Origin of the sequence: Natronorubrum bangense, from assembly GCF_004799645.1 — an archaeon.
Lineage (GTDB): Archaea > Halobacteriota > Halobacteria > Halobacteriales > Natrialbaceae > Natronorubrum > Natronorubrum bangense.
Genome location: NZ_CP031305.1, coordinates 1579106 through 1605010, shown reverse-complemented (window position 1 = coordinate 1605010; position 25905 = coordinate 1579106). Strand labels below are relative to the sequence as shown.

At 61.7% G+C, this 25905-nt stretch carries 24 protein-coding genes; 12 read left to right on the top strand and 12 right to left on the bottom strand.

Annotated features, from left to right (window positions below; genetic code table 11):
- Positions 1-11: 11 nt before the first annotated feature.
- Complete coding sequence (locus DV706_RS07910) at positions 12-1244, bottom strand: site-2 protease family protein (protein WP_006065157.1); 1233 nt, start codon at positions 1242-1244, stop codon at positions 12-14.
- Between the two features lie 752 nt (positions 1245-1996).
- Here DV706_RS07910 and DV706_RS07905 point away from each other — a divergent pair.
- The 3 genes from DV706_RS07905 (at position 1997) to DV706_RS07895 (ending at position 4234) form a co-directional block, all read left to right on the top strand.
- Positions 1997-2227, top strand: a complete 231-nt coding sequence (locus DV706_RS07905; RefSeq protein ID WP_049889679.1) for a hypothetical protein — start codon at positions 1997-1999, stop codon at positions 2225-2227.
- Positions 2228-2507: 280 nt separating this feature from the next.
- Positions 2508-3038: a 50S ribosomal protein L16 gene (locus tag DV706_RS07900; protein ID WP_006065160.1), complete on the top strand. Its 531-nt coding sequence runs from the start codon at positions 2508-2510 to the stop codon at positions 3036-3038.
- A gap of 326 nt (positions 3039-3364) precedes the next feature.
- Complete coding sequence (locus DV706_RS07895) at positions 3365-4234, top strand: ATP-grasp domain-containing protein (RefSeq protein ID WP_006065161.1); 870 nt, start codon at positions 3365-3367, stop codon at positions 4232-4234.
- 6 nt (positions 4235-4240) lie between these two features.
- On the opposite strand, the gene DV706_RS07890 is transcribed toward DV706_RS07895, so the two are convergent.
- A complete protein-coding gene (locus DV706_RS07890) occupies positions 4241-5020 on the bottom strand; it encodes an SDR family oxidoreductase (protein ID WP_006065162.1) in 780 nt (259 codons plus the stop codon).
- A gap of 157 nt (positions 5021-5177) precedes the next feature.
- On the opposite strand from DV706_RS07890, the gene DV706_RS07885 reads away from it, so the two are divergent.
- A complete protein-coding gene (locus DV706_RS07885; RefSeq protein ID WP_006065163.1) occupies positions 5178-6035 on the top strand; it encodes a hypothetical protein in 858 nt (285 codons plus the stop codon).
- Between the two features lie 94 nt (positions 6036-6129).
- On the opposite strand, the gene DV706_RS07880 is transcribed toward DV706_RS07885, so the two are convergent.
- Complete coding sequence (locus DV706_RS07880; RefSeq protein WP_006065164.1) at positions 6130-6531, bottom strand: Hsp20/alpha crystallin family protein; 402 nt, start codon at positions 6529-6531, stop codon at positions 6130-6132.
- Positions 6532-6628: 97 nt separating this feature from the next.
- A complete protein-coding gene (locus DV706_RS07875) occupies positions 6629-7642 on the bottom strand; it encodes a type II glyceraldehyde-3-phosphate dehydrogenase (protein ID WP_006065165.1) in 1014 nt (337 codons plus the stop codon).
- A gap of 184 nt (positions 7643-7826) precedes the next feature.
- On the opposite strand from DV706_RS07875, the gene DV706_RS07870 reads away from it, so the two are divergent.
- Together DV706_RS07870 and DV706_RS07865 are read left to right on the top strand one after the other, a co-directional pair.
- Positions 7827-8192: a DUF7857 domain-containing protein gene (locus tag DV706_RS07870; protein ID WP_006065166.1), complete on the top strand. Its 366-nt coding sequence runs from the start codon at positions 7827-7829 to the stop codon at positions 8190-8192.
- A complete protein-coding gene (locus DV706_RS07865) occupies positions 8189-8896 on the top strand; it encodes a MinD/ParA family ATP-binding protein (protein ID WP_006065167.1) in 708 nt (235 codons plus the stop codon). Before DV706_RS07870 ends, DV706_RS07865 begins: the two co-directional genes overlap by 4 nt.
- A 43-nt stretch (positions 8897-8939) precedes the next feature.
- Here the strand turns inward: DV706_RS07865 and DV706_RS07860 are convergent, their stop codons facing one another.
- The 6 genes from DV706_RS07860 to DV706_RS07835 form a co-directional block, all read right to left on the bottom strand.
- Positions 8940-10232 (bottom strand): DUF7125 family protein, encoded by a 1293-nt coding sequence (locus DV706_RS07860; RefSeq protein ID WP_006065168.1) that lies wholly within the window; start codon positions 10230-10232, stop codon positions 8940-8942.
- 97 nt (positions 10233-10329) lie between these two features.
- Positions 10330-12045, bottom strand: coding sequence for a hypothetical protein (locus DV706_RS07855; protein WP_006065169.1), 1716 nt, complete (start codon positions 12043-12045; stop codon positions 10330-10332).
- 7 nt (positions 12046-12052) lie between these two features.
- Complete coding sequence (locus DV706_RS07850) at positions 12053-13978, bottom strand: type II/IV secretion system ATPase subunit (RefSeq protein WP_049889689.1); 1926 nt, start codon at positions 13976-13978, stop codon at positions 12053-12055.
- Positions 13979-14009: 31 nt separating this feature from the next.
- Positions 14010-14474 (bottom strand): DUF7311 family protein, encoded by a 465-nt coding sequence (locus DV706_RS07845; protein ID WP_006065171.1) that lies wholly within the window; start codon positions 14472-14474, stop codon positions 14010-14012.
- A complete protein-coding gene (locus tag DV706_RS07840; RefSeq protein WP_240756737.1) occupies positions 14471-15235 on the bottom strand; it encodes a DUF7310 family coiled-coil domain-containing protein in 765 nt (254 codons plus the stop codon). Before DV706_RS07840 ends, DV706_RS07845 begins: the two co-directional genes overlap by 4 nt.
- Before the next feature lie 84 nt (positions 15236-15319).
- Positions 15320-16381 carry an ATP-binding protein gene (locus DV706_RS07835; protein ID WP_006065173.1) on the bottom strand — a complete coding sequence of 354 codons (1062 nt, stop codon included), beginning with the start codon at positions 16379-16381 and terminating at the stop codon, positions 15320-15322.
- Between the two features lie 76 nt (positions 16382-16457).
- Here DV706_RS07835 and DV706_RS07830 point away from each other — a divergent pair, with 76 nt between their 5' ends.
- The 3 genes from DV706_RS07830 to DV706_RS07820 are packed head-to-tail and all read left to right on the top strand — an operon-like array spanning position 16458 to position 19505.
- Complete coding sequence (locus tag DV706_RS07830; RefSeq protein WP_006065174.1) at positions 16458-16982, top strand: DUF7382 domain-containing protein; 525 nt, start codon at positions 16458-16460, stop codon at positions 16980-16982.
- A gap of 14 nt (positions 16983-16996) precedes the next feature.
- On the top strand, positions 16997-18283 hold the full coding sequence (locus DV706_RS07825; protein ID WP_006065175.1) for a hypothetical protein: 1287 nt from the start codon (positions 16997-16999) through the stop codon (positions 18281-18283).
- A gap of 1 nt (position 18284) precedes the next feature.
- Entirely contained in the window at positions 18285-19505 is a 1221-nt protein-coding gene (locus DV706_RS07820; RefSeq protein ID WP_006065176.1) for a TrkA C-terminal domain-containing protein, read from the top strand.
- Positions 19506-19591: 86 nt separating this feature from the next.
- Here DV706_RS07820 and DV706_RS07815 read toward each other — a convergent pair whose 3' ends face one another.
- A complete protein-coding gene (locus tag DV706_RS07815; protein ID WP_006065177.1) occupies positions 19592-20521 on the bottom strand; it encodes a phosphatase PAP2 family protein in 930 nt (309 codons plus the stop codon).
- Positions 20522-20645: 124 nt separating this feature from the next.
- Here DV706_RS07815 and DV706_RS07810 point away from each other — a divergent pair, with 124 nt between their 5' ends.
- From DV706_RS07810 to DV706_RS07800, 3 genes are all read left to right on the top strand, one after another.
- A complete protein-coding gene (locus DV706_RS07810; RefSeq protein WP_006065178.1) occupies positions 20646-21599 on the top strand; it encodes an aminopeptidase in 954 nt (317 codons plus the stop codon).
- A gap of 62 nt (positions 21600-21661) precedes the next feature.
- Positions 21662-22321 (top strand): HVO_0476 family zinc finger protein, encoded by a 660-nt coding sequence (locus DV706_RS07805; RefSeq protein ID WP_006065179.1) that lies wholly within the window; start codon positions 21662-21664, stop codon positions 22319-22321.
- A 330-nt stretch (positions 22322-22651) separates the two neighbouring features.
- Positions 22652-23401, top strand: a complete 750-nt coding sequence (locus DV706_RS07800) for a protein-L-isoaspartate O-methyltransferase family protein (protein WP_006065180.1) — start codon at positions 22652-22654, stop codon at positions 23399-23401.
- 326 nt (positions 23402-23727) lie between these two features.
- Here DV706_RS07800 and DV706_RS07795 read toward each other — a convergent pair whose 3' ends face one another.
- Positions 23728-25824, bottom strand: coding sequence for a bacterio-opsin activator domain-containing protein (locus tag DV706_RS07795; protein ID WP_006065181.1), 2097 nt, complete (start codon positions 25822-25824; stop codon positions 23728-23730).
- Positions 25825-25905 lie beyond the last annotated feature (81 nt).

Below are 25905 nucleotides of genomic sequence, written 5' to 3'. Positions count from 1 at the left end.
TTAGTGCTCGTTCAGTCTGCAGTCTGTGGTTGGCCAACCGGGCTGACTGACCCACTTTTCTGGACGATGTCGAAGGCCGTCATCACGTCCGACCGCGAGATCAAGCCGACGAGTTCGTCGCCTTCGTGCGGTGTCTCGCCATCCGACCGGTCAACAGAGCGCTGCTCATCGTTCTCGACGACGAGCAAGCGACCGATACCGTGTTTTTGCATTTGCTCGATTGCGGTCATGGCATCCGAATCAGCCGAGATCGTCTGCAGATCAGTCGTCATGACGTCCTCGACCGTGTAGGCATCACGCTCGACTGGATCGATCCCACGAGCATCTGAGAGAGTGACGAGGCCAACGAGTCGCTCGCCTTCGAACGCGTCGTATTCGACAACCGGATAGCCCGTGTGGCGTTCGGTGAACATCCGCTGGATGAGCGTCGAAATCGGGGTGTCGGGCTCGACGGTGTGGAGATCGCCGGTCGACGTCATGATATCTCCGACGGTGACGTCCTGGAAGGCGGCTTTCATCGTCACCTGCTGGGCCTCACTCGAGGCCGCGATGTAGACGAAGAAGGCGACACCAATGAGAATGATGTTGAACGCGAGCAGCCCGAACAGGCCCATGAAGACAGCAAACAGTTTGCCGATGCCTGCAGCCTGCTGTGTTGCTTTCGCGTACGGCCGCCCGCGAGCGAGGAGTGCTCGGAGGATTCGTCCGCCGTCCATCGGGAACGCCGGTATCATGTTGAAAATTGCGAGTGCGACGTTCAATACAGCGAGATAGCCGAGTACGAACCGTGTTCCGCTGAACGCTTCGGGGGTGACCAAAAAGAGGAGATACGACGCGATACCGACCAGCACGGAGACGATCGGGCCCGCGATGGCGATGTTGAACTCCTGTTTCCAATCTTCGGGCATCTCCGAGAGGGCAGCGATGCCACCGAACAGCCAGAGCGTAATCGAATCGATCGGAAACCCATAGCGCTGGGCTGTCAGCGAGTGACCGAGTTCGTGTAAGACGACGCCAACGAACAGTCCGATCGCCGCAGCCAGACCAACGACGTACGGCAGCCACCACTCGGCTGTGAGTGCGTCGACGTCGATCCCGGCATTCATGCTCGTGTTGAGAATATCGACGACAGGCCCGATCTGTGCACCGATGAGATAGGCAAACAACGGCAACACCAGCAAGAACGTGAGATCCAATTTAATCGGAATCCCGAACAGGGAACCGATCCGGAAACTCTTCATCATATCCTATCATAGCCGCGGGAGGGCCTTAAATACGCCGCCGGTGTGTGTTTCGGCGGTCACTCTCTCGAGCGTTTTTTCTCGAGTCCACTCCGTCCAATCGCTACGTGACCCGCATCCAGATCCCAGATGCATGCCGGACTCGAGTTCGTTTCTCGATGTCTCCGTCACCCCGGACCAACGACCGTACCAACTGAACCGAGGCACACCCATCGCACTGACCGCGGTTCTCGCTCACTTCGTTCGCTCACGGGTCGTTCCTCCCCGTTCGCTTTCCGCGGTTCTCACTCACTTCGTTCGTTCCGAACCGCGCACGTTCCGAACCGCGTCCCGTCGTGCGATGGGGTGTACAGTGACGGGCAGCAGCGACGACAGCCGAGCGTGACCGTATAAAGAGCAGTGTGCACCGAACTGCACGCTCGCCTGATCGGCCATATTAATACACATTAAACAGAATGTGAGACTCGAGAAAAGTAACAGTCGAGTGTACGGTATGCCGTGCTGTATGACGTGTTCTGTGAGCTACACCCCAGCCGAAGCGATCTGAAACGCGACGAACACACCTGTCACTCAGGCGAGCGTATCCGGCTGAGTGGCCGGTACAATGAATATAACTGTACGGTACGCGCTGTGCGGGTACGCTACCAAACCATGAGAGTGCGAATCAATACATATAATCACATTATTACTCGTTAGCCAATATGCACCCACTGTACCATAGACTTATACAGGAGTTCGTTGTCGGTGGAAGTACAATGATGGAACAGACCCATTCCGACGCCAAAATCAGTCACCTCCCGACCGAAATCAAGTCCCCACAGGGCAAACTCGTCTACCTCACCCTGGATGCGACCGATGGGACGACGGTCGACGAACTCGGGCAGATCCTGGCAATGAAGAAGATCACGATCCTGAGCGTCCTCAACTCCCTTTCGACCGAGGGACTGATCGAGAAACAGGACACCGAGTACGTTCTGCGCAACTGAGTTGTGAGCTTCGATCGCTGTTCTGTCGTCCTTTCATCGAGTCGCCGCTGCCGCAACGTCGCGTAACTGTGTGTTGGTTTGCTGTTTGTCGCCACACCAGTCTCTCGAGAGACGCCGTCAGCAGCTCAGTTCCCACACACCCACACGGGAGAGTAATAATATCTGCTCTACCGTATCACCCCACCGTCGTGTTTCGGTGGCCGTTGGCCGGTCTCCTCAACGCGTGCTTCGAAGCCTTTATCCGCACGGTAGGCCTGCGTTTTCGTAAGTAACCACAACCATGTCCGATAAACCCGCCTCAATGTATCGGGAAATCAGTAAGCCGGCTTACACGCGCCGCGAATACATTACTGGGATCCCAGGTTCGAAGATCGCACAGCACAAGATGGGCGACCTCAGCGCCGATGCAGACGACTACCCCATCCAGATCAGCCTCGTCACCGAAGAAGAGGTGCAGATCCGACACGGTTCGCTCGAGGCCTCGCGTCTCTCGGCCAACCGTCACATGCTGAAAAACGCCGGAGAGGGCAACTACAAGATGATTCTCCGGAAGTTCCCACACCACGTCATCCGTGAGAACAAGCAGGCAACGGGTGCGGGTGCAGACCGTGTTTCCGACGGGATGCGACAGTCCTTCGGGAAGATCGTCGGCACCGCCGCACGAATGGGCGCTGGCGAGCGCATCTTCACGATCTGGTGTGACGTCGATGACGCCGAGTTCGCCAAGGACGCGCTCCGTCGCTCCTACAACAAGATCTCGCCGCCGTGCCGTATCGTCGTCGAGAAAGGCGAAGAGCAGCTGATCGCGTAAACCGACGCGTTGCTCCGTTGCTCGAGAGGCAAACAGACTCTCGTCGCGAGCACACGCCGCTTTTCAACCGTCTCTCCGATAGTCGACCGTTCACAGCGGTCGCTGATACTGCCGGACAGAACGATTCACGCACCGATCGCACGCGAACGGTCGTCGCCGACGGCGACGAACTATGAGGCGCGATTGGGCGGTTACTGACTGTTGTCTGGCAGTGTGAGTCGTCCGTAGCGGACACGCTGTGCACGTGCCGCTCTCGGTCGGGTCGAGTTCGTGACTGCGAGTGCGGTCTCGAGCACCTTTTTATCGGTCTACGCCCGACGTCGAGTATGCTCACTCTCGCGGTTGCGAACAACACGGAGACGTTCCAGCGGATGCGCGAGCCGTTGGCCGAACGCGATATTCAAGCTCAGTACGTTCCAGTCAGCGAGCGCGTGGTGTCGCTGGGGACGGACACACCGTGGGAGCCAGCGGAGTACGACGTTGGCTACGTCTATCCCGGGCGGCTGATGGAGGGTGGGGTCGCTGACGCCCGTCTCGAGGTGCCGTGGCTCAACGGTCGCGACGCCGTCCTGACCTCGCGAAACAAGGCCGAAGTGCTCGCCCGTCTCGAGCGAGCCGACCTGCCGGTCCCGACGTCGGTTTACGTCTCGAACGAGGTCTCAGAGGCCGAGTTGGCCGATGTCTTCGAACGATTCGAGCCGCCGGTCGTCGTCAAACCGAACTCGACGACCCGCGGCGTCGGCGTCGCAAAGGCTCACGATCTCGATTCGTTTCTGGGGATCTGTGATTACCTCTCACTGGTCCACGACTATCGGGCCACTGGTGACCGCTCGTTTCTCGTCCAGGAGTATCTCCCCGATGCGACCGACTACCGGGTGATGGTGCTCGAGGGCGAGTACGTCGGTGCCGTCGAGCGTCGCCTTCCCGACGACGCGGTCGCGTCCGGGCAGTGGAAACACAACGTCCACCGCGGGGCGGAGGCGACCGGCGTGGACCTCCCCGAGCAGTGGCGCGACCTCGCCGAATCAGTCGCCGCCGAACTCGAGATTCCGTTTCTCGGCGTGGACCTCCTCGAGACCGACGATCGACTCGTCGTCAACGAGACGAACGCCCGGCCGACGATCGACGAGGAAACGAAATACGAGCCGGATTTTTACGATCGGTTGGCGGCGGCGATACGCACGCGGTGTCGGTAAAGAAACTTAGCTCGTATTCCGCGTGCCGCCGTCAACGAGCAGTGACTCGGCCGTGATGTGGCCGGCGAGATCGCTCGCGAGGAAGAGCGCTGCGTTGGCAACGTCCTCGGGTTGTGCGAGTTTCTGGAGTGGAATCAGCTGTTTGAGTGCCTCCTCCTGCTCGGTGCCGACGATCGGGAAGTCCTCGGTCGTCAGCGCCGTCTCGACCTCGCCGGGGTGGATGGCGTTGACTCGGATTCCGTGTGGGCCGAGATCGTCGGCCAACGAGTAGGTGAGGTTTCGAACGCCCGCTTTCGCCGTACAGTACGGCGCGATCTCGCCGTATCCCTGCAGCCCGGCGAGACTCGAGATGTTCACGATCGCCCCACCTTCGCCCTGTTCGATCAGTTTCTCGGCGGCGAGTTTCGAGCCGACGAAGACGCTATCGAGGTTGATCGCCATCAGGTCGCGGTAGTCCTCGACGGAGATCTCCGTGATCGATCCCATCGGCCCGAACACACCCGCGTTGTTCACCATGATGCTGAGGCCGCCGAACTCGTCTGCGGCGTCGATCGCTGCCTCGAGAGCGTTGCGATCGGTAACGTCACACTCGACGTACGTCGCTTCGGCGTCGGTCTCGTCGGCGATCCGTTCGTGTGTCGAAACACCGCCCTGGCGTGGCCCCTCGCGGAGGTCTGCGACGACGACGTCTGCGCCTGCGTCAGCAAACGTCAGTGCGATCGCACGACCGATCCCACTTGCGGCGCCCGTAATAACTGCCGTCTCGCCGTCGAGTACAGAGTTCATGGTTGTGTATCAAATAGCTTGAATATCAATCTTGCGTTGATACAGATGAATTATATCCAAAAGTACATTATTCACCGTCATTTCCTCATGCGGTCTCCCATTATTATATTTGATATCCTGGCATAGATATATTTATATAGGTTTGTTAGCAGTCGATATGACTCTCGTTCAAGAGAACATCTATCGGCGAACGGACGCTGGAACTGTCGGTTGGGACGACGAGCTCGATGCCGTCTTGCTTCGATGGCACGGGTTCGCGACCAGCGAGAGTTTTCGGGCTCATATGGAGCTCTGTATCGAGTTGCTCGAGGCCACCGGCGCCAACAAAATGTACGCCGATGCACGCAATCAGGGGGCGATCAGCGATGAGGACAAACTGTGGTCAATTACCGAGTGGGCGACGCAGGCGGACGAAGCCGGACTCGAGGCCCTCGTCATCGTCTATCCCGAGTCAGTCATCGCGAAGATGTCCGTCGACAGCGTCATCGAGCAGGTCGATGACGACATCGAGCGGCTGATTACCGACGACGTCACAGAAGGTCGAAACTGGCTGGCCGACCACCCGGCGACCGTGACAGATGTCGTGGTGTCGGAACTCGAGGAGCCGACCCTCGATGTCGAACCAACTTCCGACACGGACGAGAAAACGGAGACGATAGAGCGAGAGGACGACGACGTGTCGACGGAGCCAGATTCGAATCTCGAGTCACCTGCTGAGTCGGATGCCGACGAGGCGACGACGTCACACTCGGAGTCCGATACGGAAACGGATACCGCGACGGCGGACGACAGTTCGACAGCATCGACGACGTCCCCGGGAACGTCACCGGATCCGCTAACTGTGGCAGGGATCGGGGGGATCGTCGGCCTGCTTGGCGTGTCGGTGATGATGTTCGTCAGCGGACAGGTACCAGCACTCGTTCCAAACGCGTTAGCAAACGCGGCGTTGTTACTGGGCAGTGTCGTTCTGGGCGGAATGGCGCTTGGCTGGCTGGCTGCAGAGATTGTGTCGTAAGCCAACGGACAGGAAGAGAACCGCTCGCGTCGATTCGACGGTTCTGTTTTCGAGTCGCGCACTAAAACTGTCTTTCGACCGCGACGCAACGACGTTACTCGAGGCTAATGCCCGATGACTGCTCTGCAAGGTCGAACACGACCTCGAGAACCCCGTTGTTGTAGGTCGCGGACGCGGTGTGTTCGTTGACACGCTGGGGGAGCGAAACGCGTTCGTCGTACTGACGGTGGTCGCTCGAGGCAGAGATGGTCAACGTCTTGCCGTCACATTCGAGTTCGATATTGTCTTTCTCGACACCTGGTAGGTCAGCGATGACGCGGACCTCCTCATCGGTCTCGTGGATATTGACGTGGGTATCCATCCCAAAGCCGTTGTCAACGTCTCTCGAGGAGTCGAACTCGACGTTGGCATCGGCACCGTTCATCATTTCGTTCATCATTCGCTCAATCTCGCGAAACAGGTCGTCGAAGGGTTCGTCGCGGTCGTCTCGGCGCATGCGAATGCGTAGTGGGCCACATGGCAAAAACTTTCTGTCGTCACTAATTGTTCGGGGTGGCCGAAACTGACACACTGAAAATGTCGAGCAGTGGCGTTTAAAGGCCGATGCCGAGCGTCTCGTTCGTCGTCTCGATACTTTCTCCGGCGTCAGCTTCACCGAGCACTGCCCGGATCGCGTCGATATTCTCCGGCACGACGTCACTTTCCTGGTGGATGCCCTGGAACAGGTAGAGGTCCGATCCGACGGTCGAGATGGACTCCTCCCAGATGCAGTTCTCCCAGATGTCTGCGCGTGGGCGACCGGCGTCCATCGCGTACTCTTTGAGCTTCCCGCTGCCGTCGATATCCATGCGCTCAGGGATCAAAAACAGGCGTGACTCGTCAGCGAACAGTTCACGAACCTCGGCGGCGTCGACTTCCTCCTCGAGCGTGACGTTCAGGCTGTGCATGTGCATCAGCGTCGCAGGCACCTTCATCCCGAGCGTGTCGATATCGAGGTCGTCGAAGATGGTCTCGACGTCGGGGCCGTGGTGGGAGGGGATCGTGACCGGGTTCGGTAGGATGTCGTTGATCGGACCACGGTTGGTCTGGCCGGGGTCGCCGCCGCGGCGAACGAGAGTTGCACGCACCTTTTCCACGCCGTACTCCTCTCGCAGTGGGGCGATAACTCGGGAGAGGCCGGTCGTGTTACAGGAGACGACGCGGACGTGGTCTGCGCCGGTGGCGTCCTCGTAGTTCGAGCGGGCGTTGAAGCTGGTGTCGACGAGAGCAGCGTCTTCGCCGCCCTGATAGAGTGCTGGCGTGTCGTACTCCTCGTACAGTTCTTTGTTCTCCGCGCCGATTCCGGACGGCGTCGCGTCGACGACGATGTCGGCTGCGTCGATGAGGTCCTCGACGGGACCAGCGATCTCGAGGCCGGCCTCGGCGAACTGGTCGGCGCGCTCCTCGATGGCTGCATAAAGCGGGAACCCCTTGTCGATAGCTGTCTCGGCTTCGAAGTTCGGCCGCGTCTTGGCGACGCCGAGGACTTCCATATCCGGCTGCTGCCGGACGGCGTCTGCGACGCGTTTACCGATCGTGCCGTAGCCGTTGATCGCGACCTGGATCATATATTCGGCAATCCTCTACGGAGGGGGATAACCGTTTCGAGGCTTCACGCTCGATTGTAACTCGCAGGTGAGTTTTACCCACATTCTGGTAATTTTGCTGCCCTCGCTTCAGCCGTGCTCTCGGCTGTCCCCTCGAGGCGAGCCGTGTTGGAGTTTATACGATAGCAGGCGCGAAACTACCGGCATGGTCGAGGTCGACTGGGAAACGGATCGACGCGAGGGAGTGACGTTTGTGACGGCGATCATCACGAATACGCAGACGACTCCACAGCAAGTCCGTCTCGAGAGCCAACTCGACGGGCCGACGTGGCCGCCACGACGAGACGGGATGGTCGTCCCCGAGTGGCGTGGCGACGTCTGGGAGGGCGCTGTCGAACCAGGACGACGCCGTGGGGTTGGGTTCGCAAGCCCAGCCACGCCGACGGAGCCGCCACTCGAGGTTCTTGAGAGCTCCCGGATCGCCACAGAGCGGACCACGACGTCCGAAGCGGTGCTCGCCGAACTCGATAGGTGGGCACCGACAGCTGACGTACTCACGCAGAACCCATGATCGTCGCTGTCGCTGGTGGTAAAGGCGGCGTCGGCAAGTCGACTGTCTCGCTGAATCTCGGCCGAGAGCTCGACGCCGTCGTCGTCGACGCCGATCTTTCGACTGCGGATCTCCCCCGTGGACATGGAGCCGACCTGCATGACGTTCTCGCGGGGCAGGCAGCCCCACTCGACGCCGTGGAGTCGTTCGGCACAGTTCGGATACTGCCGTGCGGTCGAACGCTCGCTGGTGCCCGCGCGTCGGCACTGACGGAACTCCCCCGCGTGGTCGATCGCCTCGAGCGGGAGTTCGGTCGCGTCGTTATCGACTGTCCGGCAGGGCTGGCACGCGACGTGGGCCGCCAACTCGAGAGCGCCCACGTCGCAGTACTGGTCACCACGCCGACCGAATCGGCACTCGTCGATGCGCTACGGACTCGGGCGGTCGCGCTCGAACTCGAGACGCCGATCGCCGCGGTCGTCCTCAATCGGACGACAGCAGACGAAGCCGATGAACACGAGCAGCTTGCGGCTCGCGTGGAACGGAAACTCGGCGCACCAACGACAATGGTCGCGGAGCGGCCGGCCGTCGACAACGCGATGGAGGAGTGGCGTCCAGTCAGAGATGTGTCCCCTGACTGTGGTGTGAGCGACGCGTTCGAGTCAGTTGCCCGTTCAGTCGAACGCTGCGAAGGGAATCGCTCCGGTCACATCGGCGTTCGCTGAGTCCCTCGTCGTCTCGTGCAGTCGTTCCACCGACCACGTGCGTTCACGCTCCGTCCTGGTCGGTCTCGATGACCGCTGCCCCCACGCCGTCGAAACTGAGCTCGATCGTCTCCGTGAACGACCGCTCGGGACGGAACTTCGGGATCGACAGGGAGTGTCCGACGCCCGCTCCGATCCCCGGGTTACTCGTCTGTACATCGAAGACAGCGTCGGTCGCGTGGATCGTCGCTGTTCGGTTATCGGGTCGATTGGATCCGTTTAGACCGTGCAACAGGGCAATGCTTTCGGTCTCGACCATCCAGTCTTTGAGATCGTTCAGGAACGAGACGTACGCGTGCCGGTCGTGTCGCTCGAGGACGTCGATCGGATCGATGATGAGCGTCGCCTCCGCCGGCAGTCTGCTGATATTCTCCATCGCCTCCTCGAGGCGGTGTTCGCCGCTGACGTGGCGGACCGTCGGAGTACCGGTTTCGGTCGACGTGGTTTCGATCGCTCGCTGAACGTTTACTGCCGAGCGCTCGGTCGTGAGATACAGCGTCCCGCGGGGTGCAGTCGCTTCATAGAGCAAGTGTTCTGACTGACTCGCTGGCTCGGCGATCAGTGCAGCGACGGAGCCGGGTGCGAGCCCGCCGCCCAGCCGACGGTCGAGAGCATCGATCCCCGTCGGTAACAGGTCGTCATCGTACGCTGGTGGTGTCTGTGCCGTTGCGTTTCGTGTTCGTAACGTCTCGACGAGTTCATCGTAGGCAGTCGTCGTCTCGTCGTCTATCAACGGTGACTCCGCCTGGGGTATCACGCCCAGCACCGGCACGTCGACCCATGAGTCGACTTGGGGCGGGACCGTCTCACATCTGTTTAGTACCGTTCCCAGCACCCGAGCACCGAGGCGACGAGCCATCTCGACTGTCATCTCGGCAGCAGTGAGACTTCGATCGCTGTCCGTCGTGACGACGATCACTCCACTGGCTGCAGCGAGTGGCTCGACAACGTCCGGCCCCGCACCGGACGGACAGTCGACGATCGTCTGTATCGTACTCGCCTCGAGCCGACCGAGCACGGACTCGAGATCGACGTTCGCCGACGGCTCCGGAGCAGGAATAATGCCGGCAGTCGACGTTCGCGGACTTCCCTGTGCGACCGATCGGATACCGGTCTCGGCGGCAAGCGCTGCAAGCGTTGGCGTGCGGTCGACACCGCCAGTGACGTGCAGATTCGGCAGCTGCCGATCGGCATCGACTGCGAGCGCGGCGATCCCAGCTCGAGCGAATGCCTCTGTGAGTCCGAGCGTCGTTACCGTCTTTCCACAGCCACCTTTCGCACCAGCAATCGCGATCATATCGGGATTGGTGCGGCTTCCTTTTTGAACCTGGACACCGCTGGGACGGTCAGTCCGGTCCCACTCGACAAACGGCCCTCCTCGAGACCCGATCAGTTCAGAGTATCATCTCGATGATCGCGACAGAAACGGCGTACAGGACCATCGAAGAGACGAGCGCACGCCCGATATGATAGCCGACGAGGGCACGATCCAGACCGTACCGGAGGGCGATCGAGAGTGGAATCAGAATAAAACACAGTGTGACGAGATAGATGCCGACGACGATGGCGAGCGATTCGGCTGGAAACGCAGCAGCATCGACGTCTGCCGCCCCAACCAGCTCTTCACTCGACATCATGGCAGCCATCGCGACCGTCGCACCCGCTACCAGCGGTCCGAAGTACGCTGCCGTGTTGTCGAGCGTGCCGGTCACCTGTTCCAGACTCCGTTTTGTCTTGGCTTCGACGTCGTCGAGCTCCTCCAGGTGGTCGGCCATCGAGACGATTGCACGACCCGCTGGCTTCCCCTCGTCGGCAGCGATCGCAAGCAACGCGGCTGTCCCGCGGACACGCGAACTCGGGACGGCTCTGAGCGCACCGTACTCGCCGAGAAACGCTGCGTCGACGCCCACGTGAAGTCGTCGCTGGACACCGGCAGCGTGCTCGAAAACCTCGCCCGTTTCAGCAGGCACCCGCTGGGCCGCGAGCTCGATCGCCGACTCGACGGATTCGCCTTCAGCAACCTGTCGACCGACGATGTAGAGTGCGTCGGTGAGGTGGGCTTCGACGTCTCGAACGTAGTTTCGCACCTCGAGGATCGGTCTGAAGATCGCAAGCAAGCCAGCGCCCAGGCCGAGGCCGAGACCGATGACCGACGCCAGATGGGCGGGGCCGACTGTCGCCGTGATCGCGTACCCACAGATGCCTGCGAACACTCCCCACAGCCCGCGAATCCAGAGGCGGTTCGGCACGTCGGGATGGTCGTGACTGACGTTCGGTGGCGGGAACGCAACCGGACGACGGACGAGCAACCAGAAGCTCGCGGCGATGAGACATGCGGGAAGCACGATGTTGTACAGCAAGACGACGATCCAGATGTTGACCGAGAAGCCGACCATCGGCACGGCGGGGACGAGCGCGATCAGCGCCAGTGGGATCATGATCCCGAAAGCGAACAGCCCGGTCGTCGGCGCTCGAATGGCGGCGGTAAACTCCGCCATCTGAGTTCTGGTGCCGTTGAGCACGGCCGAAAGTGCCCGGTCGAGCGTTCGCGCCCGTTCGCCCTCTGGCGCGTCCTGTGCAGTCGCGAGCAGGTGTGAAGAGCGTCGCAACGCGGGGAACCACTCGGCCCACTCCTCGGCGAACGACAGCAGTCCCGTGTTCGCGGTCCCCATCGACCGATCGATGTGGCCGTTGAGACTGGCCGAGAGCGGCCCGCTGCCAGTCTCGGCAGCGAATCGAACCGCGCTCTCAAGCGCTGGCTGTACCTGCATCCGTAACACTGCACGGCCGATGAGATTCGGCGTGTCGCCGAGTGCTTCGGTTCGTTGAAACGCCGCCTGTAAATGTGGGAGTGAGTGGACTGTGTAAATCGCTGCAGTGGGTGTCACGACCACGAAAAACAGGACGAAGGGAAGCGGTGCCGAGGTCAAAAACAGCGGGAGCGGGAGCAGTGCGCCGACGATGCCGGCCCCATAGCTCGCACGAACAACCGTCTTCTCGTCGTGTGGCGAGTTGATAAACGAGAGCGACTCAGTGAGAGCGTCGCTCCCGCTGACGTCGTACGGATACAGCGCAGCCAGCTTCCGAATCACTGTCGTCGACAGCGCCATGGGTCGATCACTCACGCCCCCGATCAGCGTACACCGCGGCGACTTCGCGTGGACTCGTCCGGCCGTCAGCAGCGAGCCTCGAGAGCAGCTCCGTCCGCGTCGTGATCGCCTGTCGAACCGACGCATACGCCTCGGACGGTCGGGTGAGTCGGTCGACACACACGCTCTCACCGCGGTCGATCCGCCCCGTGGGGGCAGCCTGGTCGCCATCCAGTTCGTACAGCGATTCGAACCAGAGATCATCGCCACTGGTGATGACCTCCTCGATCCTGGCAACCCGCCGCTTGCGGCCATTCGGCGTTCGATAGGCCTCGACAGTCACGACGAGGTCCGTTGCACCAAACGACGAGGGTTCGACGTCGAGATCCGAGACAACACGCTCATAGACGTCATCCGCCCCGTCGCCGTGGATCGTCCCGAGCACGGCGTTCGCGTTCGCACCGACCCGCATCGCCTCGTAGAGGACACGGGCTTCTTCACCCCGAATTTCGCCGACAACGAGGGCTCCATCTCCGAGTCGAAGTGCTGTCTTGAGCGCTTCGTCCGCCGAAATCTCCGGCCCGTCGCCGGTCCCGGTTCGGAGCGCCTGAACGTCCCGGTCGACTGACTGAAGCTGGGCGACCGGGAGCTCTGGCGTGTCCTCGATCAGAACCGTTCGGGTACCCGGCGTCAGTTCGTACAGCAAGGTGCCAAGCAGCGTCGTCTTCCCCGACCCTCGAGTCCCGGCGATCAGCGCGGCCGCGTTACGCTCGATGGCCACCGAGAGAAACGCCGCGACCTCGGCTGGCATGGTTCCGTTGGCGACGAGAGCAGGGAGCGTAAACCGGTCGTCGGCCACCTCTCGGAACGCAAACGCGACCCCATCCGAGACCGGCTCGGTGACGCCGGCGACGCGGACGCCGGCCCCGTTCTCGAGCGTGGCCATCGCGTCAACGGTTGGGTTTGCCCGCGAGAACGCTCGCCCGCTGGTTCGACGGACTCGAGACGCGAGCGCGCGTGCACCAGCCGCCGTCAGGTAGACGTTTGTCGTCATCGACGCCCCATCGGCGACGAGCCGAATCGGGTTCTGTGTGACTGGGGCAGTCACGTACACGTCCGTCACTCGCTCGTCTGCAAACAGGTCCTCGAGGATCCCGTACCCGCTCGTGTGCTTCGAAAGCACCGTCGTCAACAACGGCTCCGCTGGCGCGTCGGTTGCGCGCTCGATCGCGCGTGAGGCCGCCCGGTCGCCCTCGACGTCGCCCTCCGCGATGGCTTCATACCCCTCGATGAGCTGTTTCCGCTCCGTGCTCGAGAGCGTGCTGTCAACCACGTCGAGGACGTACAGCGGCACCCCATCCGGCCGCGTGTAGATCCGCGCCTCGCTGCCCGTCTCGAGTGTCCGGACATCCTCGAGGCGTGCGCCGTCGTCGAGTTGCTGATCCAGAAAGTAGTGTCCGATCGTGAGCCCGACGGTCGACGTCAACGCCGATTCGTAGCTGTCGATCCCGTCTGCAGCGGCCGTAAATCCAGACTCGACGGCGATATCCGCGACTGGTCCGATCTGTGTCGCTAGCTCGGCAGCGACCTCGAGTGGGTTTCGTGCGGCGGCGTCAGCTAGTCGCTCGTCCCGGTCGCCCAGTAGTTCGACGAACCGGCCAGCAGCACTGAGCAACTCGACAGCCTGATCATCGTATCGCCGTTCGACCCCGTTCGATCGAGTGCGGATGCCGTCTACCTCGCGGTCGGCAAGCGCGTCGACGACAGCGTGTCGACACGCGGTAGACGTCGTGAGGTCGCCGTCACAGTCGCTTGCATCGACGACTACCAGTTCGTCCTCGATTGAAACGCTGCACGGACAGTTCCCATCCGGCTCACCGTCATCGAGCATCCAGCCGAGCCCAAGGTCGTCGAGGACCGATCCGAGGGTGCTTGCGATCCCAACCTGTGGCATGTCGATACTGGCTGCGTGTTCCGGTTTAAACTCAGACATGGCGAGCGACGAGTCTTGGTTCTCCAGTTTCGTCTGGCAAAAGAACGAGTGCGAGGCGCTGCTCACCGGCACCGCCCAGTTCGGTCGTGTCGGTCTCCGACGGATCGTCCCAGACGATCTGCTCGCTGATGATGGTTTCTCGAGTCGTCCCGTCCTCGAGGACGTACCGGGCGTGGGTGTACTGTCCACTCTCGTGGGGAACCAGTTCGACGTGGTCGACCCCTGCGGTCGTCAGCGTACTCCGCGGCAGCGAGAGTTCGACGACGCGCTGGGGGTTCGGGTGCCCATCGGGTGTTACTTCCTCGGTTTCGATCAGCGAGGTCGCTTTCTCATCGATCGCAGCGAGGCTCGCATCGACCTGTCGCTCAGTGTTCATCGTTGCACCACTGTCAATAGCTGGCATCGAGAGCGCGATGAGTGCGATCAGCAACACCACTGCGAGGACGTATCGGATCACAGGAGCTTGGCGCGAAGCGAGGCGATCAGTGTGTTCGTGTCGTCGCCATCGGTCACAGTCCCACGTGAGGCGTCGTCATCGCTCGAGCCAGGTGTATCGCCCGAACTGGGTGTGTTGCCTGCCTCGTCACCCGAACTGGATGACCGACGGTCGACCGTCTGCTGGACGGCCAGCCCGCCGGCTGACTGACCGCCAGCGTCTCCGTCTGCTGTGCGCTCATCTGGCGGCTCGAGCAGTGTTTCGGCGGTCGACTCCACGTCAGCGGGCTCTCCAAACTGGGTGTCACTGGCTCCGGTCTCCCCCGTGAAAGCTGTCGAATCAGTGTTGCTCTCGCTGGTCGCTGCTGTGGCGGGCGGTTCGTCGATCTGGTCGTCGATACTGGCGCCGCTCGAGAGAGGAGACTCCGTTCTTGCCGTCTCGCCGGTGGCAACATCGTCGTTGCGGCTCCGGTGGGTTGGGAGCGCCCGCTCGAGTTCGTCGATCCGGTACTCGAGACGGTCGACAGCAGCAACGGCCGCAGCCGCCTGCCGTTCGACGTCTTCGTCGACCGACTCGACGTTTCCAATGAAGCCGCTGACCGCATCGACTGTCGCCTCTAGCGCCGCGAGTCGCTGCTCGTAGTCCTTGACTCTGGTCTGGAGTCGGTCGATGTCTGCCGTGAGCGTGGCGAGATCAGCGAGTCCATCGAGTTCGACATCGCCGTCGACGACCACACGCTCGACAGCAGTGAGTCGCTGGTCGAGTCGCTCGAGATCGGTCATATCGCAGTTGGCCGACGCATCGTATTTAAACATCAGCCTCGATCGAGCGCTTTCGATTGCGGGGATCGACGGCGTCGAGCGAGATTATTCTCCGCTGGAGACCTCACTTGCCCGTGGACTGTCACCGCCGTGTGGCGTGTCACGCGATCTGATCTGTGCGGTATGAACCGTTTCCGTGGCGTCGTCGACGACGACGACCTCACCGGGCGCCTCTGGAAGGCGGTCAGCATCCGACAGCGAGACGTTCATATACGTCGGCTGGGCCGCCTGCAGCGCGTCAAGGTCGGCCTGTGACGTTAGCCGATGCGAAATCAGGACGTCCGACTGGGAGATGCCGACCGGCGGAACGGCGCTCGGACGTTGTGTCGCCGAAACGAGACTGACACCAGGTGCGCGGCCACGCGTCAGGATCGTCCGGAGCGCCGGTTCGGCGATCCCGTCGAAGAACGTGTGGGCCTCGTCGAGCAACAGCCATGGGAGTCGGTCGATCGTCTCGGTGACGCGTGCCCGATACAACGCTTCTGCGACCCCTCGACAGACGGCGTTCATCGGTGCCGACTCGAGTCCAGACACGTCGAGAATCGTCACCTCGGCCCCACCGAGGTCGGCGGCGTCGATGCCGTCGGCGTCGAAGACGCCCCACGCGGTGGCGAGTTGAAGATGATTGAGCGCCGCTCGCGTGTCCGCAGCCGGAGCATCGGCGGACCCGACGTGTGTCTGCATCGTCTCGAGTGTCGGCGCTGCCTGTGCGGCCTGCCAGACGAGGCTTCCTGCACCGCTTTCCGGCGAGAGTCCGAGCAGTGTACACCACGAGCGGGGGTCGAGCGAATTCGGCGTTACCGTCGGCTCGTCGATCACTCTCGCAGGGACGCCGTCACCGGCAGTCGACTCCGCAAGGGTGTCGAAGACACCCATCGGATCGACGATCACCGGGGCCACGCCGTGGGCTCGAGCGAGCCCCTCTGCAAGGACGCCCATCGTATACGACTTCCCATAGCCACGCTTTCCGACGATCAACATCGCGTGTGGCCCATCGAAGTCGAGATGGAGGGCTGCGCCTTCGCTCCCATCTCGAGCCCGGTACGTGCCCAGAGCGCCCACGGGGCCAGCCTCGAGATCGTCACCGCGTCCGATTACGAAACTCACGACCGTGGTTCGTCTGCCCTTCAGTTTTGAATCCTCGGTCGAACGTTTAAGTCAGAAGACGAATCCAAGCAGGGGTATGCTCTCGAAGACCTTGCTTTCGGACCGTTCCGACAGATCGGAGCGGGTGAACACTCGATCACGATCGTCGTTCGCTCGAGACGATCGTGCGATCGAAGGCTTACCGATCCGGCTCGTGATCGCGTTAGTCGTTGGTGTCGCGGCGCTTGCGCTCATGTTGAACATGCTCGGTGGAATCGGCGATGTTGGAGATACAGAGGTCACTGTAGAGATCCACGACAACGGCCAAATCATCGATCCGTCTGGGACCGAACGGGTCACGGTTTCCGTCATCGACGAAAACGGCAACGAAGTACAGGACGCAACTGTGATCGCAACGGCTGGATCTGCACAGCTCGAGGGGGTCGTCGAAGCGGATACGGACGGAGACAGTAACGAGGCAGAGCTGGTCTTCGATAACAATCAAGGCCTTCGTGCTGACCAGGATATCGGAACGCTGGAGATAGACGTAATCCCGCCGTCGGACAGCAACTACATCGATGAACAGCCAAACCCCGAGATTCGGGTTGCTGAAACCAGTTAGCCCGTCTGAGCCCAATGAGCCTACTGTTCGTCACCCCAATCGACGTTCTCACTGGTGTGTCGACCGGGTTGCTGTTCGGAACCGCTGTCTCGGCAGTCATCGGTGTCACCAGTTTTGTGGGGACCGTTTTCGCCGGCAGAACGATGCCGCCGATCGCTGGCGGGACAGCCACGGCGGTGGTCACTGCTAGTCTCTTGTCCGCAGCTGGCGTCCTCGGCACTAGCACCATCCAGCCGGGGCTGTCTCTCGGCGTCGGGCTCGCGGTCGTTCTCGGGCTCTATACAACGCGTTGGGGACACCAGCTTGCCGTCGACTCGCCGCGTCTCATCACCGGCTCGGTCGAGCGAACACAGCCGCTCGCAGCGGACGCGATCGATGCCGTCGACGCGATGGGACAGGTGACGATCCGCTCGAGCGGTGGCGTTCGCGAGTTCGAGGCCTATCCACCACTCGGTCCGGCGCTCCGGGCTGCACTCGAGGACGGTGCCTGGCGGCTCCCAGCAGATCTTCCGCGCTCGGAACTCGAGAGACGCCTCGAAGATCGACTCCGGACGAGATACGACCTCGAGGCGGTCGCCGTTGCCGTCGACGGCCGTGGTCGAGCGACGATCACCGCGACACCGCCGGTCAACGGTATCGCGAAGGCGGTTCCCGAGGGGTGGCGCGCCGTCTCGGTTCGGGCACTGCTTCCGACGGGACTGACACCGGGCGACAGCGTCCGCACGATCACCGACACGGGGACGGTCTCCGGGACGGTGCTCAGCGCCACAGTCGACACGGATCCCACAGATGGCGGCGTGCACCCATCGGCGGCTGTCAGCGAGCCTCGAGATTGCAACCGGTCCACAGCTAGCGAGGTCACCCACTCGACCAATGGCGTTTCAGCCGATTCCGTGACGACCGGGGGCCCAGGCCGTGTAACCGTCGCCGTCTCGACGACCGACGCCGAGACGCTGCTGGACGCCGAGCGTGTTCGAGTCGCCGTCACGCCACGGGAGACGACACACGAGTTCGAGGCAGTATCACTGCTCGAGCGGAACGAGACGACGATCCGAAAAGAAACGCTGACCGAGGCAGCGCTCGATGCTGTGACCGCCGAAGACACCGATCTCGAGGTGTTTGCGGTCCGAGGCTCCGAGGCGAGCGACGGTGACCCGATCGACAAACAGGAGTGGCAGTTCGATCCCGAGCCAGCTGCGCTCACGGTCGGGACAGAAGCGTTCGTCCTCGGCACGGATACGACGGTGTTCGGAACCAGACGGGACAAACGAGAGCCAGCGGCTCTCGAGGTGAGTCACTGAGATGCCGCTCACGATCGCAGCGGTCGGAACGGAGACAGTACTGCAAACCGGTGTGGAACTCGGTGGTTCGACGAGGATCGAATGGACACGGACGGCGTTGCTGGGACTGCTCAGCTACGGGTTGCTGGCAGGCATCGGTGCCCTCGTACTTGCTTTCGGATACCGGGCGCTGACTGTTCGCCAGCTGCCAACTGGGCCAGCGGTTCTCCTCGGCCTTGCACTGCCGACGGGCTGGCTCACGAGCGAAGCAGTGCGCCACGGGACCGTCCTCGCCGACTCGCCGCTGATCCACTACACAACCGGATCGTATCTCCTTGGCGTCCTATTCGCCGGCACCATCGTCGCTGCCGGTGGCCACCGACTCGGTGACCACCTCGCGTGTGGGACCTATGGGATCACAAGGGTCGACGCCAGCGGCCCAGTTGCGGATCTCATCCGAGCGGCAGGGCTCTCTGCCGTCGTGACGTTGCCAGAGTCGATCGACGACGCAGAAGGGTATCCAGCGGTCGACGAGGCTGTCAAACGCGACCTCGAAGGCCGTCTGTTCCGGCTTCCGAGTCAGTTGTCGGTTCCAGAACTCGAGTCGAGAGTGGAGAGGCGACTCGAGACCGACTTCGATGTCGGATACGTCGATGCAGTGGTTGCCGACGACGGGAACGTTGGCGCGCTCTCGGTCGGCGGTCGACGGACTGGCATCAGTCCCACGCTGGGTCCTGCTCAGGTCGCCGTTGCGATCTCAGGCGATCCCTCACCGCGGGCGAGTACCGGGGATCCGGTCGAAATCTGGACCGACAGCGATGCGTCGAGTCGGCTCGTGGCAACAGGGATGTTACGCGCGTGTGTCGGCTCGGTGACGACGATCGCGGTCGACGCTGACGACGCGGACGCGTTCGAGCCCGGCGAGCAGTACCGGCTTACGACCCGGCCGGAGGCGGGAAGCGATGCTCACGCACTGATCTCGGCGATCCAGAACGGAGACGAGACGGTGACGGCGACTCGGATCGAGGCTGATAGCCCGCTCGAGAACGAGTTCGTTGGCTGGATCCCCGGAACGGTCCTCGTGATCGAACGAGACGGCGACGTACTATCACTGCCGGCGGACAACGAGCCGATCGAAGCTGGCGATACGCTCTACGTGTTCGGAACGCCGGAAACACTCACAGCAGGTCTCGAGTCGCCGTCAGGCGTCGAGATATCGGATTCGCCGGAGACGAGGGAGTGAGCGTTGGTTTGGATGCCCAATTCGAGTGCCAATCGAGCTCGATCGCGGGCACAGTCGTGACAGCTACTCGAGAAGAAAGCCGAACGTTAATCGCCTGCCGACCCCGGCACCTGATCGGGATCGATCGTCCGGCCGCTAAATGGAAGTCGCGCCTGGAGCCACTCTACCGGTTGCCAGTCGTTCATCCGCTCGGCAACGACCGGAACGACGAGGGCAGCCGCAGTCACGACTGCGTAGCCGATCACCTCGAGGACAGAGACCAGTACGTGATCCGGCCAGAACACGGGAACGGCCCGGAGTCCGATAACGATCGGGAGACAGAGATAGCCAAGCAGAAGGATTGCAGCGCCACGGGGCTGTGGCGACAGGGCCTTGACGTACTGCCAAGCGATGGTTGCCCCGATCGTTGCACCGATTGTCATCGCTGTAAACTCCCGTGAGCCCAGAATAAACGAGAGAATCGCAATGACAGCCGCGATGGCGAAGATAAAATCGGGCTCGGAAGTCCGATCGTGAGCGACAAGGGCAACGAACGCCAGCCCGATCGCGACGCCGACGACGACGTCGCCCACAAAGTGGACGCCGATCACGACCCGTGAGAACGCGACGAGTCCGATAACGGTTCCAGCAACGACGTACCGCTGGAGCCGTGTCCCAGTGTCAGCGACGACCGCAAGCGCGCCGTAGAACGCGGCTGCACCCATCGCGTGTGCGCTCGGAAAGCTGTAGCCGCCGTAGCCGGCTGCCAGTTCGGGCCGTGGCCGGAGAAAAATCCCTTTCATTCCGGCACTGATCGCGAGCGCACCGAGTCCAATGGCGATCACGAGCGCTCGTTGTTCACGACGAGAGTCGGCACCGAACCAGTAGAGCAGCGTCGCGAAGACGATCAACAGCGCGCCGTCACCGAGATGCGTGACGTATTCGAAGAACGTGATCCCGGCTTCCGGGAGCGCATCCCTGATGGCCTCGTTCGTCGATTCGTCGAAAAAGACGCGCTCGACCGTAGACGTGCCCATGAGTTCGGTGAACAGTTGGGTTCGTCAGTAAAAACGCTATCGTCGTACTCTCAAAGCTGATCGACAGCTGACACGGAACAGCACAAGGATAACAGCTTTTGGGCCACTCGAGTACAGATGAGATATGTCTGAGCTCCGTGCCGCTGCCGAGACGGCCGTTTACCAGTGTCTGGCCCTCGAGGCCGATGAGTCCTGTGTGATCGTGACCGACGACAAACGCGAGTCGATCGGCGAGGCGCTGTATGCCGTCGCCAGCGAGCGCACCGACGACGCAGTCATCGTTCGCTATCCGCCAGGAGAAACCCACGGCAGTGAGCCGCCCGCACCCGTCGCAGCGGCGATGGCCGATGGTGATGTCGTCCTCGCACCAACGACCAAGAGTCTGAGTCATACACGCGCTCGAACCGAAGCCAACGACGCCGGGGCCCGTGTCGCGACACTCCCGGGGATCACTGAAGACGTCTTTACCACGGGGTTAGATGCCGACTACGAGTCGATTGCGGCCCACTGCGAGGACGTCCGTGAGCAGGTCGCCGGCGCCGAAGAGATTCGCGTGACGACACCCGCTGGAACCGACATCACGTTCGAAATCGGTGATCGGGAGTGGCTCTCGGACACTGGAATCGTCCACGAACCCGGCCAGATGTCGAACCTTCCCGCCGGCGAGGTGTTCATCAGCCCCGAAAGCGCCGACGGCACGTTCGTCGTCGATGGAACGATGCGACCCCACGGGTTGCTCGACGACGGCCACCAGCTCACGTTCGAGGTCGAAGACGGCCTCGTCACCCACATCTCGGACGACGAGATCCGCACGACGGTCGAGGCTGCTGCAGAAGACGTCGGTGACGCCGCGTACAACCTCGCAGAGCTGGGTATTGGGACAAACGTCGCCGTCACCGATCTCGTCGGCTCCGTTCTCTTGGATGAAAAAGCCGGCGGCACCGTCCACATCGCGATCGGTGACAACGCCGGAATCGGCGGCGAGACCGAAGCACCGATCCACCTCGACGGCATTCTACGGGACCCGACAGTGTCTGCTGACGGAGCCGTCATTGAGCTTCCACAGAGCGAGCCGTGAGACGCGAAGACGCCGAACGCAGGTTCAATCGTCTTTTACGGACGTAGCGTTTACAGCGCGATATGAACGATATTCCGGACCGCGTCCCAACGCCATGTCCGTCCTGTTCGCCGGACCTCGAGACGGTCCACGAGGTCCTGACGACGACGGAAGGCGGCGGCACCGTAACCGTCCGCTGTAGTGAGTGTGGCCACGTCCACAAGATCCAGCCCGAACAAGAGCGCGAGGTCACACTCGACGTCGTCGTCTCTCAGGAGGGCGAATCGTTTACGGCGAACGTCACGACGCCCGAAGACGAGTCGATCGAAGTCGGCGACGAATTCATTCTCGAGACCGATGAGGTGCTCTCGACGGTTCGTGTCACGAGCCTCGAACTCGACGGCCAGAAACGCGTCGACGAGGCCGACGCGGACGAAATCGAGACCGTCTGGACTCGCGAAGTCGATAACGTCGCGGTCAACGTTACCGTCCATCCACAGGACGGCTCACGAAACGACAGCCGAAGCATCACGGTCCACGTTCCCGGCGACTACGAGTTCGAGGTCGGTTCAACCGAGGAGTTCGGCGACGATGAGTTCAAGATCGACGCTTTCGTCGTGCGCAAGGACGCATCGGGCTATCACCGGGACCGCTACGAGGAAGGCGGCGATACGGTCCTCGCCAAGGACACGAAACGAGTGTACGCCTACGACGAACAAAGCAGCGCCTGGTCGGCCTGGTAACGGCTGCAGTAGACAGGCCACTCACGCCGTCGCGATCGAGCGGCAATCGGCACCTGCCACCCAGATTCTGTGCATGGAGGTCGTTGTCCGATAGGAACAACCGAAACGGGTCACACACCGATCGCACGACGGCTGTGCACTGATTTTCAGTGGCTACCATTGCTACGCTATCCAGCACACTCGCCCTCGAATCCGGCGAAGACGACGGACAGCTGGAGTGGTCTGGCCACGGTGGCGTTCGCTTCGTCCGAATGCGAGGAGAGTGCCACGTACTGGATGGCAGGTCGCGCAAGCGCGCCATTGATAACAACCGGCGCAATAGCTCCGCGTATGGACCCCGCGGTACTGCGAGCGGATATGGTCGACAGCCTCGAGTCCCCCACCAAGGACGTCCTTCAGGACGAGGCTGTCGCCATTGCGATGCGTGACGTCCCTCGTCACCAGTTTCTCGACGATGACCGCTCGGCGTATGCAGATCGTGAACACGAAGTGCTCGGCACTCGCGTTCTCGCGCCGAGTACGGTTGCGCGCTTGCTGCAGGCGCTCGCCCTCGAGGACGACAACACGGTGTTGATCGTCGGCGTCGGTGTCGGCTACACGGCCGCCGTCACCGCGGAACTCGTTGGCGAACGAAACGTCCACGCCGTCGACATCTCTCGGCCGCTCGTCAACCACGCCAGAGCGAACCTCACCAGCGCGGGCTACGACGGCGTGCTCGTCGATTGCCGCGATGGAGCCAACGGCCTCCCCGAGTACGCCCCGTTCGATCGCATCCTGCTCGAGGCCGCGACCGTCGAGCCACCGCGGGCATTACGTGAGCAACTGACGGCCGACGGCCGACTCGTGTTGCCCCGTGGAAGCCAGCGCCAGCGACTCGAGGCAATTTCGGCTACTGGCGACCGGACCCAGTTCGGTGCTGTCTCGTTCGGCCCGCTGTTGATAGAGGGCGAACAGTCAGGAGCCGTTGAACGAAACCGTATGGCCCGTGAGGACCGCGAACACGCCTTTCGTCGTGCCGAATCGAGACGAGGCTGGGAACTAGACTGGATCGAGTGGGAGGAATCGATCGATCCACAGTGAACGGTGCCGTGGGCGCTTGTATCGACACCGGATAGCCGACACTGGCCGTCTTTCGTATCGTTGTCTTCGAAAAGTGGGGTGGGGGATTGGGAGTGGCGACAGACTATCGCAGATCGCCAAGTGGTAGTAGGGGCTACTCGTGGTTAAATATACTCTCTAACTGGTTAGTGTGTCTCGAGATACGGTTCTAGGTAATTAGATGGCTGGTGCGTAAACAGGACGCTGATCGGAAGACGCGGTGCGCTGTTTGCGTGTCGAGTCTCTTCATCTCACATCGCTGTTTGCGTGTCGAGTCTCTTCATCTCACATCGCTGTGTTGGCGTGACTCAGTCAGCGTCCCGGTCGAACGCCAGCGTTACGAGCTTTCGTTCGGCCGCTCGCAGATGATAGTGGTAGGTCGGTGCGGCCACATCGAGGACGTCCGCAAGCTCTTCGCCAGTGCTCTCACGGGGCCACTCGAAGAAGCCACTGTAGTGGGCCATCTGCAGCGCCTCGAACTGTCGCTCGGTGAGTCGCTCTTCGAGATGCGTATCGAGCGGTCGAGTCGACCGGGTTCTGGTCGTTTCGCGTCGGGCTGCTAGCTCTGTCTCCGGATATCGCTCGCTGAATGCCTCGACCAGTGACCGGGCTTCGACCTGCTGTGGCACCTCGAGGACGAACGTCGTCGTCCCGTTCTGGGCCGTCGCCGTCCGCAACTGAACGTCGTACGTCCGCAAGAGCTCTACAAACGGCGACGAAGTGATCGTTAGCTCGAACAACGTTTTGTCTTCACCCTCCGAGACGATCGTGGGCGTCTCGATCGATGCCGACTGGTCTACTGTCACACACGCTGTGTCTGCCGGTACAGTGACAAATACGACGACCTCGTCGTCTCGCTCGATCACGCCCTCGACGGTCACCGGGCCGTCGACGTGCTTGGCAAGCCGGTTCAGCAATAGCCGCGAGTCGTGGACAGCGAGTTCGACCTCGAGACGGCTGTCGGTGAGCATCGCTCGCGTGCGCTCGACCGATCGAATCGCGTGGCCGATCGTCTCGCCGAGTTCGCCGAGCACGTCCCGTTCGCGATCACCGATAGAGTCGACCCCTGCCACATGGACGAGTAAGACGCCATACCGGCGCTCATCGTCTAGTAATGGGACTGCGAGTATCGTCTGGTAGCCGTAGGTCAACGCCTCCTTTCGGCGTTTCTCCCAGCCGTCGGCCTCGAGCACGTTCTGGACGATCTGGATCCGTTCGGCTTCGAGCGTGTCCGTGATAAGTTGGAGTTCAGGCGCTCGTTCGCCGTTCTCGCGGACGTGATCGATAAACGCTCCGTCGACGCCGGCCCACGATGTCGGCTCGGGTGGATCAGTATCGGCCGAGGCGATCCAGGCGAAACAGTAGCGCTCGGTGTCGGCCAGTCGCTCACACACTCGTGTCTCGATCTCGCTCCGTGTTGACGCCTGTGCGACACCATGGTTGATCTCCCGGACGATCTCGTTTGTATGATTGAGCCGTGTGAGCTCCTCGTTTTGCCGGGTAAGTGTTCGGTCGTTTTCTCGCAGTAGCTGCTCCCGTTCTGCCCGATCGAGTGCGGCTTCGGTGTTTGCCGCCAGGATGTGAAGCAGCTCCGTCATCGTCTCGTCGATGCCGTCGACGGCTTCAGTGCCTGCAACCAACACACCGTGTGTCCCCAGCGGGACGATCAGCTCGCTTCGACACACTGTTTTGTCGACAGCTGTGTCCCGACTCACATCTTCGTAGTAGGCGCTTTCGCCCTCGGAAAACACGTCCCAGATGTATCCATCACCGTGCTCGGCTTGTCGCTCCGACTCGACGACGTCTCGTGTCGATGCCGCGTGCTCGAGCACCCCGTTTGTCGGCTCGAACGCGTACGCCGCGGCGATCGATACCTCGAGGATCTCTCCTGCGGTGTCGACTGCCGATCGATAGATCTCGGTTTTCGTGTTCGCTCGCATCAACTCCCGTGTCGTCTCGTGTAACGTCGTCAGCGTCCGCTCGTACCGGCGCTCGCTCTCACGAAGCTCGGTTTCGGTTCGATACTGAGAGACGGCGTTCGTAATCTGGTTTGCAAGCAGGGCATACTGCTGTTCGCCGGACTCTTTTTGCAGGTACTGGGTCACGCCTGCTGCGATCGCTTCGCTGGCGACTGCTTCGGAGCCCCGCCCGGTAAAGAGAACAAACGGCAGTTCTGGGTCGTCCTCGCGAACTCGCTCGAGCAACTCGAGCCCCGTCATCTCTGGCATCTCGTAATCGCTGACGATACAGTCGATCGACCGTTCCTCGAGGATGGCCAGTGCTTCTCTGGCATCCATCGCCGGTTCGGCGACGATCGTCTCATGCTCGCGCTCGAGCATCTCGCCGACGAGGTCGGCGAATCCCGGTTCGTTATCGACGATGAGAACGGTTATCGGTGGGGTCATGGAATAAATAGTCAGTTAGAAAACAATTATTAGAGCCGTTTTTCTATTGAAACAGAGTGAACGCTAAACAATTAGTATTTT

What these genes read in the sequence shown, in the direction of transcription:
- DV706_RS07910 (WP_006065157.1), bottom strand. Translation starts at nt 1,244, where the DNA reads ATGATGAAGAGTTTCCGGATCGGTTCCCTGTTCGGGATTCCGATTAAA.
- DV706_RS07905 (WP_049889679.1), top strand. Translation starts at nt 1,997, where the DNA reads ATGATGGAACAGACCCATTCCGACGCCAAAATCAGTCACCTCCCGACC.
- DV706_RS07900 (WP_006065160.1), top strand. Translation starts at nt 2,508, where the DNA reads ATGTCCGATAAACCCGCCTCAATGTATCGGGAAATCAGTAAGCCGGCT.
- DV706_RS07895 (WP_006065161.1), top strand. Translation starts at nt 3,365, where the DNA reads ATGCTCACTCTCGCGGTTGCGAACAACACGGAGACGTTCCAGCGGATG.
- DV706_RS07890 (WP_006065162.1), bottom strand. Translation starts at nt 5,020, where the DNA reads ATGAACTCTGTACTCGACGGCGAGACGGCAGTTATTACGGGCGCCGCA.
- DV706_RS07885 (WP_006065163.1), top strand. Translation starts at nt 5,178, where the DNA reads ATGACTCTCGTTCAAGAGAACATCTATCGGCGAACGGACGCTGGAACT.
- DV706_RS07880 (WP_006065164.1), bottom strand. Translation starts at nt 6,531, where the DNA reads ATGCGCCGAGACGACCGCGACGAACCCTTCGACGACCTGTTTCGCGAG.
- DV706_RS07875 (WP_006065165.1), bottom strand. Translation starts at nt 7,642, where the DNA reads ATGATCCAGGTCGCGATCAACGGCTACGGCACGATCGGTAAACGCGTC.
- DV706_RS07870 (WP_006065166.1), top strand. Translation starts at nt 7,827, where the DNA reads ATGGTCGAGGTCGACTGGGAAACGGATCGACGCGAGGGAGTGACGTTT.
- DV706_RS07865 (WP_006065167.1), top strand. Translation starts at nt 8,189, where the DNA reads ATGATCGTCGCTGTCGCTGGTGGTAAAGGCGGCGTCGGCAAGTCGACT.
- DV706_RS07860 (WP_006065168.1), bottom strand. Translation starts at nt 10,232, where the DNA reads ATGATCGCGATTGCTGGTGCGAAAGGTGGCTGTGGAAAGACGGTAACG.
- DV706_RS07855 (WP_006065169.1), bottom strand. Translation starts at nt 12,045, where the DNA reads ATGGCGCTGTCGACGACAGTGATTCGGAAGCTGGCTGCGCTGTATCCG.
- DV706_RS07850 (WP_049889689.1), bottom strand. Translation starts at nt 13,978, where the DNA reads ATGCCACAGGTTGGGATCGCAAGCACCCTCGGATCGGTCCTCGACGAC.
- DV706_RS07840 (WP_240756737.1), bottom strand. Translation starts at nt 15,235, where the DNA reads ATGACCGATCTCGAGCGACTCGACCAGCGACTCACTGCTGTCGAGCGT.
- DV706_RS07830 (WP_006065174.1), top strand. Translation starts at nt 16,458, where the DNA reads ATGCTCTCGAAGACCTTGCTTTCGGACCGTTCCGACAGATCGGAGCGG.
- DV706_RS07825 (WP_006065175.1), top strand. Translation starts at nt 16,997, where the DNA reads ATGAGCCTACTGTTCGTCACCCCAATCGACGTTCTCACTGGTGTGTCG.
- DV706_RS07820 (WP_006065176.1), top strand. Translation starts at nt 18,285, where the DNA reads ATGCCGCTCACGATCGCAGCGGTCGGAACGGAGACAGTACTGCAAACC.
- DV706_RS07815 (WP_006065177.1), bottom strand. Translation starts at nt 20,521, where the DNA reads ATGGGCACGTCTACGGTCGAGCGCGTCTTTTTCGACGAATCGACGAAC.
- DV706_RS07810 (WP_006065178.1), top strand. Translation starts at nt 20,646, where the DNA reads ATGTCTGAGCTCCGTGCCGCTGCCGAGACGGCCGTTTACCAGTGTCTG.
- DV706_RS07805 (WP_006065179.1), top strand. Translation starts at nt 21,662, where the DNA reads ATGAACGATATTCCGGACCGCGTCCCAACGCCATGTCCGTCCTGTTCG.
- DV706_RS07800 (WP_006065180.1), top strand. Translation starts at nt 22,652, where the DNA reads ATGGACCCCGCGGTACTGCGAGCGGATATGGTCGACAGCCTCGAGTCC.
- DV706_RS07795 (WP_006065181.1), bottom strand. Translation starts at nt 25,824, where the DNA reads ATGACCCCACCGATAACCGTTCTCATCGTCGATAACGAACCGGGATTC.